At 70.7% G+C, this 11,881-nt stretch carries 9 protein-coding genes; 2 read left to right on the top strand and 7 right to left on the bottom strand.

The features are described 5' to 3' along the window. Positions 1-47 precede the first annotated feature (47 nt). Together AC07RM_RS17600 and AC07RM_RS17595 are read left to right on the top strand one after the other, a co-directional pair. Positions 48-2,768, top strand: coding sequence for a winged helix-turn-helix domain-containing protein (locus AC07RM_RS17600; RefSeq protein WP_495335343.1), 2,721 nt, complete (start codon positions 48-50; stop codon positions 2,766-2,768). 53 nt (positions 2,769-2,821) lie between these two features. Further along, positions 2,822-3,484, top strand: coding sequence for a hypothetical protein (locus AC07RM_RS17595; RefSeq protein ID WP_093343299.1), 663 nt, complete (start codon positions 2,822-2,824; stop codon positions 3,482-3,484). Between the two features lie 20 nt (positions 3,485-3,504). On the opposite strand, the gene AC07RM_RS17590 is transcribed toward AC07RM_RS17595, so the two are convergent. From AC07RM_RS17590 to AC07RM_RS17560, 7 genes are all read right to left on the bottom strand, one after another. Continuing rightward, complete coding sequence (locus AC07RM_RS17590; protein WP_495335342.1) at positions 3,505-4,572, bottom strand: branched-chain amino acid ABC transporter substrate-binding protein; 1,068 nt, start codon at positions 4,570-4,572, stop codon at positions 3,505-3,507. Between the two features lie 189 nt (positions 4,573-4,761). Beyond that, complete coding sequence (locus AC07RM_RS17585; protein ID WP_495335341.1) at positions 4,762-5,910, bottom strand: acyl-CoA dehydrogenase family protein; 1,149 nt, start codon at positions 5,908-5,910, stop codon at positions 4,762-4,764. Between the two features lie 48 nt (positions 5,911-5,958). Then, positions 5,959-7,518, bottom strand: a complete 1,560-nt coding sequence (locus AC07RM_RS17580) for a long-chain-fatty-acid--CoA ligase (RefSeq protein WP_495335340.1) — start codon at positions 7,516-7,518, stop codon at positions 5,959-5,961. 56 nt (positions 7,519-7,574) lie between these two features. Continuing rightward, positions 7,575-8,687, bottom strand: a complete 1,113-nt coding sequence (locus AC07RM_RS17575; RefSeq protein ID WP_398493312.1) for a CaiB/BaiF CoA transferase family protein — start codon at positions 8,685-8,687, stop codon at positions 7,575-7,577. 131 nt (positions 8,688-8,818) lie between these two features. Continuing rightward, on the bottom strand, positions 8,819-9,406 hold the full coding sequence (locus AC07RM_RS17570; RefSeq protein ID WP_495335339.1) for a DNA-3-methyladenine glycosylase I: 588 nt from the start codon (positions 9,404-9,406) through the stop codon (positions 8,819-8,821). Positions 9,407-9,431: 25 nt separating this feature from the next. Further along, positions 9,432-10,868 carry an amidase gene (locus AC07RM_RS17565; protein WP_495335338.1) on the bottom strand — a complete coding sequence of 479 codons (1,437 nt, stop codon included), beginning with the start codon at positions 10,866-10,868 and terminating at the stop codon, positions 9,432-9,434. A 16-nt stretch (positions 10,869-10,884) separates the two neighbouring features. After that, positions 10,885-11,874: a Bug family tripartite tricarboxylate transporter substrate binding protein gene (locus AC07RM_RS17560; protein ID WP_495335337.1), complete on the bottom strand. Its 990-nt coding sequence runs from the start codon at positions 11,872-11,874 to the stop codon at positions 10,885-10,887. Positions 11,875-11,881: the final 7 nt, after the last annotated feature.

Genomic DNA, 11,881 nt, shown 5'->3' with positions numbered 1-11,881 from the left:
TTCCCCCGCGGCAACCGCACGGCCCGCGCCCCACTCCGCCGTTCGCGATGTCGTCCGCTCCTTCCGCCCGCATCCTCGAGACCAAGCTCAGCCCGCCGGCCTTCGCCGCCACGCAGGTGCTGCGCGACGCGATCTGCGAACGCATCGCGGCCAGCGCGGTCAAGCTGGTGCTGGTGCGCGCGCCCGCGGGCTTCGGCAAGACCACCACCATGGCGCAAAGCCGCGAGCGCATCGAGGCGCGCGGCATCGCCACCGCCTGGATCACGCTGGACCGCGCCGACAACGACGTCTCGCGCTTCCTGGCCGGCCTCGGCGAGGCCGTGCTGCGCCTCGGCGTGGAGGAGCCGCGCGCCCGCACGCCCTTCGACGCGGTGGCCGCGCTGGCCGCGCACGACGCGCCCTTCGTGCTGTTCCTCGACGACTTCGAGGGGGTGCAGGAACCCGCGGTGATCGGGCTGGTGCGCGAGATCGTCGAGCACCTGCCGCGCGGCGGCAAGCTGGTGATCGGCTCGCGCGGCCTGCCCGACCTCGGCGTGGGCCGGCTGCGCGCGCGCGGCCAGCTCGAGGAGATCGACACCGACCGGCTGCGCTTCAGCCTCGAGGAGACCGGCGCCTTCTTCGGCCTTCGGCCGCACGCCGGCGACGCCGCCGCGCAGGCCCTGCCGCACGAACTGCTCGCGCAGCTGCACCGCAAGACCGAGGGCTGGATCGCGGCGATCTGGCTGGCCTCGATGGCGCTCGAGCGCCATGGCAGCGCGACCGGCTTCGTCGAACGCTTCTCGGGCTCCGACCGCGCGGTGGCCGACTACCTGGCCGAGGACGTGCTCGCGCACCAGCCCGCCGAGGTGCGCGAGTTCCTGCTGCGCACCAGCATCCTGCGCCAGCTCGATGCCTCGGTGTGCCAGGCGCTCAACCCGCGCGCCGACAGCGCGGCCATCCTCGAGCGGCTGGCCGCGGCCAACCTGTTCCTGACGCCGGTGAACGGCGGCGCGGACGGCGACGGCGCCTGGCGCTACCACAGCCTGTTCGCCGACTTCCTGCGCGCCCAGCTCGCGCGCGAGATGCCCGGCGAGATCGCGCGGCTGCATCTCGCGGCCTCGGGCTGGTACGAATCGCAGCAGCGGCCGGTGCCCGCGATCGACCATGCGATCGAGGGCGGCGACCATCCGCATGCGCTGACCCTGCTCGACAGCTATGCCGGCCGCTTCCTCGAGCAGGGCCGCATGCGCATGCTCGCGCGCTGGTTCTCGGCCATCCCCGAGCACCAGCTGCGCGAGCATCCCGCGCTGCAGCCGATCGCGCTGTGGGCCACCTGCTTCACGCACGGCCCCTGGCAGGCGATGCAGCAGCTCGAGAGCTCGGGCTGCCTCGACAGCCCCACGCCCGCGGTGCGCGCGAGCGCGCAGACGCTGATCCCGCTGCTGCTGGCGATGCAGGACCGGCACGACGAGGCCTACGAGGCCGGCCGCCTGAGCCTGGCGCGGCTGCCCACCGGCCTGCCCTTCGCCGACAGCGTGTTGCTCAACGCGATGGCGCACATCCTCGCGGTGCGCGGCGACCAGCACGAGGCGCAGCGCCTGCTCGACGCCGCGCGGCGCCAGCAGGGCAGCAGCACCTTCAACCGCATGTACACCGAGTCGCTGGCCGGCCTGTTCGACCTGCAGGAAGGCCGGCTGCGCCAGGCCACCGCGCGCTTTCGCATGGCGGTCGATGCGACCCATGCGGTCTCGTACAACCACAGCCACGGCAACGCCTGGGCCGGCGTGCTCTACGCGGGTTCGGTCTACGAGTCGAACCAGTTGCTGCAGGCCGAGCACCTGCTCAACGTCTACCTGCCGCTGGCGCGCGACGTGGGCCTGCCCGACCACATGATCCTGAGCCACGCGATGCGCTCGCGCATCGCCTTCCATGCCGGCGACATCGATGCCGCGTTCCAGGCCCTGACCGAGCTCGAGTACCTGGGCCACCAGCGCCAGCTGCCGCGCGTGGTGGCCGGCGCCAAGCTCGAGCGCTCGCGCATGCTGCTGCTGCAGGGCAACGGCCCCGCCGCGCGCGACGAACTCGCGCGCGCCGACGATCCGGCCCTGTGGGCGCGCGAGAAGCTCCAGCGCCTGCCCGCGCACGAGCTCGACTACCTGACTCTGGCGCGCGCACGCTGGGAGATCGCGTTCGGCGACGCGCGCGCGGCCCTCGACAGCATCGACGCCGAGCTGCATGCCGCCCTCGCCGTCGCGCGGCTGCGGCGCGTGCTCAAGCTGCGGCTGCTGCGTGCATTGGCACTGCAGCGCGCGGGCAGCCTGGCCGAGGCCATCGCCGAAGCCGCCGAGGTGCTCAAGACCGCGAGCCACGAGGGCTACATGCGGCTGATCCTCGACGAGGGCCCGGCCGCCGCGCTGCTGGTGCAGCGCTTCGCGCACGCGCTGCACGACAGCGCCACCGCGCGCGGCAGCAGCGATCCGATCCTCGGCGAATACGTGCAGCGGCTGCTGCAGGCAGCCGGGCCGATGGCCCTGCCCGATGGCGGCGAGGCGGAGAACGCCGACGCCGCGGGCCCCGACGGCCTCGCGGCCAGCGAGCCGCTGACGCGCAAGGAGATCCGCGTGCTGCAGCTGCTGGCCGAGGGCTATTCGAACGGCGCGATGGCCGAGAAGCTGTTCGTGTCGGACAGCACGGTGCGCACGCACCTGCGCAACATCAACATGAAGCTCGATGCGAAGAGCAGGACGCAGGCGGTGGCGATCGCGCGGCGGCTGGGAGTGATCCGGTAGGGAGCGCCGCGGATAATTCGCGCGCGGGATTTCAGTATTTCAAGGAGGAGTTCATGTTCGCAGCGTATTCGGCCGGCATGCTGCTGGCCGCGGCCATGGCCGTGTCATCGCCGTCGATGGGCCAGGCGGTCGAAGCGCCCAAGGTCTCGCCGGGAGACACCTGGAAATACCAGACCGTGGATCAATGGTCGGGACGCCCCAAGACCGAAGCCATGTTCACCGTGCTGGGCGTTACGGAGGAATACGTTCGCATGGAGATCGAGATGAGGAGCTTCGCGGCCAACGGCAAGCCCACGCGCCATCCCCCTTTCGAAATGACGAATCACGCGAACCTCGACATGGTGCATGTCGCCAACGGCAAGAACAGCACACGCGTCAACTTTGCCTGGCCTCTCTTTCCGGGCAAGCAATGGCGCTACGAGTACGCCACTTCGACGCCGGACAACAGGATCACCACCACCTTCCGGATGGCGGCTGAAGTGACGGGCTGGGAGGACGTGGAGACCAGCGCCGGCAGGTTCAGGGCGCTCAAGGTGGTTCACACCGGGACGGCGGACGCGGGACCTTCCGTGGGAGTCGGCAAGAATGCCTGGACCTCCTGGTACTCGCCCGAGGCGAAGAACTACGTTCGCTACCAGGTGGAAGTCACCGGGCCCGATGGCGCACCGGGGTTGCGAGAAGTCTCGGAACTGACTGCCATCACGGTGCGGCCCTAGGCACGGCGCCGCTCTCCTGATCAGCGCAGCACCGCCACATTGACGCGGCGCATGCCATTGTAGGAATAGAGAATGATCGGCCCATCGCGCAGGTCGCCGCGGTCATCGAAAGAGATCGCGCCCGTCACGCCGGTGAACGAGATCGCCTTGAGCGCCGGCAGGTACCTGGCCGGCTCGGCCGAACCCGCGTTGCGCATGGCCTGCGCCATCACCTGCACGGCATCGTAGACATGGGGTGAAAAAAGCTGCGTCGACACGCCGAAACGCTGCTTGAACCGGTCCTTGAACGCGCGCAGGGCCGGCTGGTACTTCTCTTCGGTGCCGCCGGTTTCGGCGCACAGCACGGTGCTCCGCATCGCTTTGGCGCCGGCGAGCCGTGGCAATTCGCCGGTACAGATGCCGTCGCTACCCATGAAGACAGGATTCAGGCCGGCGCCATGAATCTGGCGCAGCAACGGACCGGCCGCCGTGTCCATGCCGCTATAGAAGACCAGATCGGGCTTCGAGGCGCGCAGCTTCGCGACCAGATCGCCAAGCTCGGCGCCGTCGTCCATCACCTGATCGCGGCGCAACACCGTGCCACCGGCCTGCAGCACGCCGGCCTCGAAGGCGTCGGCGATGCTGGTGCTGTAGTCCGTGCGGTCGTCGACCACTGCGATCCGCCGGCCCCCGGCCACCTCGACCGCATAGCGGCCCAACAACTCGCCGAGCCGATCGTCGTGCGCGATCACCCGGAACGCCGTGGCATAGCCCAGCTGGGTGTAGGGCGGTCTGCTGGCGCTTGGAGAGATCTGGACGATGCCCGCATCGTGGTAGATCCTCGCGGTCGGAATGGTGACGCTCGAAGTCAGGTGCCCGACCACGCCGTTCACGCCCGCGACCACCAGCGACAGCGCCGCGCGGGGGCCCTTCTGCAGATCGGCGCCGTCGTCGCGGGCCACGAGTTCGAACCGCGCGCGCTGGGTACCGATGAGGAGGCACCGCGCATTCAGGTCTTCGATGGCCAGCACGGCACCGTCCTCGTTGTCGCGGCCGAGATGGGCCAGCGCGCCGGTCATCGGCGCGACGTGCCCGATCCTGACGGTCACCGAACCTCCCGGCCCGGGCTCGCAATTCGACGCCACCGACGTCTGGGCGCCACTCCCCGCACACGCCAGCACGCCGGCGGCGGCCACCACGCAGACACGGACCCAACGCTTCCCACCCACTCCCTGCAACATCCTGTTCTCCTCGCAGCCCACGGCCGGCGCGGATTCTAGGGGGCCCGGCAGGCCCGCTCACAACGCCCGCGAGATCACCTCCTTCATGATCTCGTTGGTCCCGCCATAGATCCGCTGTACCCGCGCATCCGCATACATGCGCGCCACCATGTACTCGTTCATGAAGCCGTAGCCGCCGAAGAGCTGCAGGCATTCGTCGACCACCCGGCCCTGCGCCTCCGAGCCCCAGAGCTTGGCCATGGAGGCGGTGGCGGTGTCGAGCGTGCCGGCGACGAGGTCTTCGACGCAGCGGTCGATGAAGGCGCGGCCGACCTTGATCTGGGTCGCGATCTCGGCGAGCTTGAACTTGGTGTTCTGGAACTCGGCGATCGGCTTGCCGAAGGCCTTGCGGTCGCGCACGTAGTCGAGCGTGGCCTGGTAGGCGCCCTCCATGGTGGCGAGCGCGCTGACGCCGATGATGGTGCGCTCGTAGGGCAGGTCGCCCATGAGCTGGAAGAAGCCCTGCCCCTCGACGCCGCCGAGCACGGCATCGGCCGCCACGCGCACGTCGTCGAAGAAGAGCTCGGAGGTGTCCTGCGCCTTCATGCCGATCTTGTCGAGCACGCGGCCGACGCGAAAGCCCTCGCAGCCCTCGGTCTCGACGATCAGGATCGAGGTGCCCTTGGCGGCCTGCGCGGGATCGGTCTTGGCCACCACCAGCACCACGCCGGCGAGGAAGCCGTTGGTGATGAAGGTCTTGGAACCGTTGATGACATAGCCGCCGTCCTTCTTCTCGGCGCGCGTGCGCACGCCCTGCAGGTCGGAGCCGGCGCCGGGCTCGGTCATGGCCACCGCGCCGACCAGTTCGCCGCGCGCCATGCGCGGCAGGTAGTGCTGCTTCTGCGCCTCGGTGCCATGGTTGAGGAAGTAGTGCGCGACGATACTGTGCACCGAGGTCGCCATGCCGCTGAGGCCGCGGCGCGCGGCCTCCTCGTAGAACACGGCCTCGTGGCGGAAGTCGCCGCCGGCGCCGCCGTACTCATCGGGGATGTCGGCGCACAGCAATCCGAGCGCGCCGGCCTTGCGCCAGATCTCGTGGCCGACGTGGCCACGCTTGCGCGCCTCCTCGTCGTGCGGAACCATCTCGGCCTCGATGAAGCGCACCACGGTGTCGCGGTAGCGCTCCAGGTCCTCATCGCTCCAGGAGCGGCGAAAGTCGATCGTCATGTGTGTGGCGTCCTCGTTCGTCTCTTCGTTGATATTCTGTGCGCGGCTTCAACCCACGCGGCGCTGCTTGCCCGCCCAGTAGGGATCGCGCAGCTGGAATTTCTGCAGCTTGCCCGCGGCCGACAGCGGCAGCGCATCGCGGAACTCCACGCTGCGCGGGCACTTGTAGCTCGCGATCTGCGCGCGGCAGTGCGCGATCACGGCCTCGGCCTCGAGCGCCATGCCCTCGCGCCGCACGATCACGGCATGCACGCGTTCGCCCCATTGGTCGTCGGGAACGCCGATCACGGCCGACATCAGCACCTGCGGCAGCTGCGCGATGGCATTCTCGACCTCGGCCGAATAGACGTTCTCGCCGCCGCTCACGATCATGTCCTTCATGCGGTCGACCACGAAGACGAAGCCCTGCGCGTCCATGTAGCCGCCGTCGCCGGTGTGCATCCAGCCGCCGCGCAGCGCAGCCTCGGTCTCGGCCGGCTTGTTCCAGTAGCCCTGCATCACCATCGGCCCGCGCGCGACGATCTCGCCGACCTGGCCCGCGGGCAGCTCGCGGTCCTCGCCGTCGACGATGCGCACCTCGGCGATGGCGATCGGCGTGCCGGCCGAACGCAGCAGGCGGTCGCGGTCGGGGCCCGGCAGATGGCAGCGCGGCGGCAGCGCCGTGACCACGGGCGACAGCTCGGTCATGCCGTAGACCTGCGCGAAGGCGGTGGCCGGCAACGCGCGCATGGCCTGGTCGAGCAGCGCGGCATCGATGGGCGCGGCGCCGTAGAACAGCAGCTTCAGCCGCGACAGGTCGAACTCGCCGAAGCGCGGATGCTCGATCACGCGCTTGATCATGGTCGGCACCAGGAACATCTCGGTGACGCGCGCCTGCTGCAGGGTGTCGAGCACCGCGAGCTCGTCGAACATCGGCACCACGTGCATGGGCACCAGCCGCAGCATGTTCTGGATCGCGATGCCGCAGCCGGCGACATGGAACATCGGCGCGGCGACGATCGAAACCGCCTCGTGCCCATCGCGCGGCAGGGCCGCGACGGTGGCCAGCGCATTGATGCAGAGGCTGCCGTGGCTCAGCATCACGCCCTTGGGCCGGCCGGTGGTGCCGCCGGTGTACATCACGGCCGCGAGCTCGTCGCCGGTGTGCGGCGCGTCGTCGATGGCCGCGGTGCCGGCCAGCAGCGCCTCGTAGCCGACCATGCCCTCGGGCACCTCGCGCTCGCCGCAATAGACCACGGTGCGCAGCGACGTGGAGAGCCGGCGCAGCTCGCCGACCAGCGGCACGAACAGGTCGTCCACCAGCAGGATGCGGGTGTCGCAGTCGTCGAGCGAGTAGGCGACCTCCTTCGGGTTCCAGCGGATGTTGACGGGGTTGACGACGCCGCCGCCCCACCAGGTGCCGAAGAAGTATTCGACGAAGCGGTGCGAGTTGAGGCTCATCATGCCCACGCGGTCGCCGCGCGCCATGCCGAGCTGCTGCAGCGCGGCACCGAGCCGCGCGACGCGGTCGGTGAATTCGCCGAAGCCGAGGCGGTGCGCGCCGCTGACGATGGCGGTGGCCTCGCCCTTCTCGCGGCGGCCCTTGTGCAGGGACTGGGTCAGGTACATGGGAGCCTCCTCTGTCTTGCCGATGCCGATGCCGATGCGCGGCCGCGGGGCGGCGCTCAGGCCGCGCGCAGCGACGGCGCGGCGTCCTCGCCCACGCCCCAGCGCCGCAGCAGCGCCGCGCCTTCCTCGCGCGGCTCGCCCGAGAGCGCAGGCGGCGCGCTGCGGCTGAAGCGCGGCGCGGGCGCGGGCTGCACCACGCCATCGACCTCGACGAAGGTGCCGCGCGCCACGTTGTGCGGATGCGCGGGCGCCTCGTCCCAGTCGAGCACCGGCGCGAAGCAGGCATCGCTGCCCTCGAGCAGCGCGCACCATTCGTCGCGCGTGCGGGTGCGGAAAACGTCGGCCAGGCGCAGCTTGAGCAGCGGCCAGCGCGCGGCATCCATCTGAGCATCGAAGGCCGGGTCGTCGGCAATGCCGCAGCGCTCGCGCAGCAGCGCATAGAACTGCGGCTCGATGGCGCCGATGGCCACATAGCGGCCGTCGGCGCAGGCATAGGTGTCGTAGAAGTGGGCGCCGCCGTCGATCAGGTTCTCGCCGCGCTGGTTGCTCCACCGGCCGCCGGCCTTGAGGCCGTACATCATGGCCGACATCAGCGCGGCGCCGTCGGTCATGGCGGCATCGACCACCTGGCCCTGGCCCGAGGCCTTGGCCTCGTGCAGCGCCGCGAGGATGCCGAAGGCCAGGAACATGGCGCCGCCGCCGAAGTCGCCGACGTAGTTGAGCGGCGGCACCGGCGGCTCGCCCGCGCGGCCGACCGCGTGCAGCGCGCCGCTCAGCGCGATGTAGTTGATGTCGTGGCCGGCCGCCTGCGCCAGCGGGCCGTGCTGGCCCCAGCCGGTCATGCGGCCGTAGACCAGGCGCGGATTGAGCGCGAGGCAATCGGCCGGACCGAGTCCCAGGCGCTCCATCACGCCGGGGCGGAAGCCCTCGATCAGCACGTCGGCGCGCGCGATGGCATCGCGCACGGTGGCGGCCGCGCCCTCGGCGCGCAGGTCGATCTGCAGCAGGCTGCGGCCGCGCGCGAGGATGTCGTGGGGGTTGCGCGGCGTGCCGGGCCGCTCGATGCGCAGCACCTCGGCGCCCATGTCGGCGAACAGCATCGCGCAGAAGGGACCGGGGCCGAGGCCCGCCATCTCGATCACGCGCAATCCTTGCAATGGGCCCGGCATCGTCCGTCTCCTTGGCCGCGGGCGGCCTTGTCTGTGTGGAGGACGATCTTGTCGCGGCCCGGTGGGTGCCGCATCGTCGGAAGAGACGAAAGAAGCGACGAGAAAGGCGCACCGGCCCCGGCGCGCGGCGCTCAGCCCGCCTTGGCCCCCTGCGCGACCTTCGCGACCTGCGCGCGCCGGAAGCAGGCCGCGTCGTGGTCGTTGACGATGCCCACCGCCTGCAGCCAGGCATAGACGATGGTCGGGCCGACGAACTTGAAGCCGCGCTTCTTGAGTTCCTTCGACACGCGCTCGGACAGCTCGGAAGACACGGTGCGCGTCTTGCCGTCGTTCTCGATCACCTTGCCATCGGTGAAGGACCAGCAGAAGTCGGTGAAGCTCTCCCCGCGCGCTGCCATCTCGTTGTAGATCTGGGCGCCGCGGATGGTGGCCTCGATCTTGGCCCGCGCGCGGATGATGCCGGGATTGCCCATCAGCCGCTCGATGTCCTTCTCGTCGAAGCGCGCGACCTTTTGGGGATCGAAGCCTGCGAAGGCGTCGCGGAAGGTGTCGCGCTTGCGCAGCACGGTGATCCAGGCCAGGCCGGCCTGGAAGCCCTCGAGCATCAGCGTCTCCCAGAGCATGCGCGGATCGCGCTCGGGCACGCCCCATTCGGCGTCGTGGTAGGCGCTCATCAGGGCATCGCCCTCGGCCCAGCTGCAGCGGGTGTGTTGCTTCATGCGCCGATGATATCGGCGGTGCTCCTCAAGCGAGCGCGGGTCGCCGCGCCATGAATCCCGTGGCGGCCTCGAACGCGGCCGACGCGCTCAGCAGTGTCGCGTCGTCCTGGAAACGGCCCACGAGCTGCAGGCCCAGCGGCATGCCGTCGCCGCCGAAACCGCTCGGCAGGCTGATGGCCGGGTGCCCGGTCATGTTGAAAGGCATGGTCCACGGATACCAGTGCGCGCGCACGTTCTCGTACGGCTGGCCGTCGATGTCGAGCGGCGCGAACAGATCCTGCTCGAGCGCCACCGCGGAGCGCGTGAGCGTAGGCATCGCGAGCAGGTCGGCGCGCTCGAACAGCGCCTGCACGCGCTTGAACAGCTGCGAGCGCGCGAACATCGCCTCCTGGTATTCGACGCCGCTCACGCCGGCCGCCGACTCGACCTGGCGCCGGAAGGTCTCGCTGAAGCTGTCGGGATGCCGCTCGACCAGCGGGCCGAAGCGCGCGCGCCACACCGTGTGGTTGATCGCGCGCCAGATCGGCTCGACCTCGAAGCCTTCGCCATCGAAGTGCTCGATGCTCGCGCCCAGGTCTTTCAGCGTGCGCAGCGCGGCCTCGAAGTTGCGCGCCACGTCGGCCGACACCGGCCGGCCCGGCGGCGCGGCGCAGCACAGCACGCGCCGGCCGCGCAGGTCGCCGGGGTTGGCGGCGGCCGCCACGTAGTCGTGCGAACGCAGGCCGATCGACCAAGGATCGACCGGCGACGGCCCGGCCATCGCCTGCAGCATCAGCGCGGTGTCGCCCACGGTGCGGGTCATCGGCGTGACGTAGGTCTGGTTGCCGTAGAGGTCCTGCGCCTGGCTGTGCGGGATCACGCCGACCGACTGCTTGATGCCGACCACGCCGTTGCAGGCGGCCGGAATGCGCGTGGAGCCGCCGCCGTCGGTGGCGACCGCGAGCGGCGCGATGCCCGCGGCGACCGCGGCCGCGGCGCCGCCACTCGATCCGCCGCAGGTGCGCGCGAGGTTCCATGGGTTGCGCGTGCTGCCGAACAGCGGCGAGTTGGTCAGCGGGCCCGAGCCGAACTCGGGCGTGGTGGTCTTGCCGATCAGGATCGCGCCCTGGGCACGCAGGCGCGCCACGCTCACCGCGTCTTCGGCGGGCACGTTGTCGCGGTGGATCACGGCGCCGAAGGTGGTGGCCACGCCCTCGGTGTTGACCAGATCCTTGACCGAAAACGGAATGCCGTGCAGCGCGCCCAGCGGCCGGCCGGCCGCGATGGCATCCTCGGCGCGGCGGGCCTCGGCCAGCGCGCGTTCGGGTGTCAGGGTGATGAAGCAGTTGAGCGTGGGCTGCAGGCGCTCGGCGCGCGCGAGCACCGCCGTCACCAGCTCGACCGGCGAGAGCTGGCGCGCGCGGATCAGGCCGGCCAGCTCGGTCGCGGGCGTGAAGAAGAGCGAATCGTCGGACATGGACATCGAGCCTTCGTGCGTGCTATTCGTCGATGACGATGCCGGCTGCCTTGACGATCGGCTCCCAGTTCCTGCGCTCGCGCTGCGCGCGCTGCGCGAGCTCGGCGCGGCCCTCGGCATGGGCGACCAGCCCGGCCGCCTCGAGGCTGCGCGCGAGCTCGGGCTTGGCCGCGGCCGCGAGAAAGCCGCGCTCCAGCGCCGACAGCGCGGTGGCCGGCGTGCCCGCGGGCGCATAGACCGCATACCAGCTCGTGGCCGCGACGAACTCGCCAAAGCCCTGCTCCTTGGCCGTGGGCACGTCGGGCAGGGCCGGCAGCCGCCTGTCGCCGCTGAGGCCGAGGAACTTGATCTTGCCGCCCTTGTAGAGCGGCATCATGCTGGCCGCCGCGTCCCAGCCCATCGACAGCTCGCCGCCGACCACGTCGATCAGCATCGGCGATGCGCCGCGGTAGGCCACGGGCGTGAGCTCGAAGCCCTGCGCCTTGGCGAGCGCGAAGGCGCCGAGGTGGCCCGAGCTGCCGATGGTCGCGAGGCCCAGCGTCGCCTTGCTCGGGTTCTTCTTCGCCCATTCGACGTACTGCTTCATCGAGCTGTAGGGCTGACCGGCGCCGGTGACGACCGCGGTGGGAATCTCGACCAGCAGCGCGACCGGCACCAGGTCCTTGTCGGCGTCGTAGCCCGGCGTCTTGTAGGTCAGCGGCAGGATGGTGAGCAGCGGCGACGGCGCGAGGTAGAGCGTGAGGCCGTCGGGCTTGGCCTTCTTCACCGTGTCCCAGGCCAGGCGCGCCGAGGCGCCGGGCTTGTTGTCGACCACGATGCTGCCGAAGCCCGCGTCCTTGAGCTGCTCGGCATAGAGGCGCGCGACCGTGTCGGCCGCGCCGCCGGCCGCATAGCCGACGACGATGCGCAGGTTGCCGCCCGCGAGGCCCGGCGGCAATTGGGCCTGCGCGGCCGGAAGGAGGCAGGCCGCGAAGGCCGCGACGGCAAGGGATCGGCGGATGAAGGACGGCATGGAGGAC

The organism is Variovorax sp. GW821-FHT09B05, from assembly GCF_059418265.1.
The sequence above is the reverse complement of the archived record's forward strand: the minus strand, read 5'-3'. Positions and strand labels throughout refer to the sequence as shown.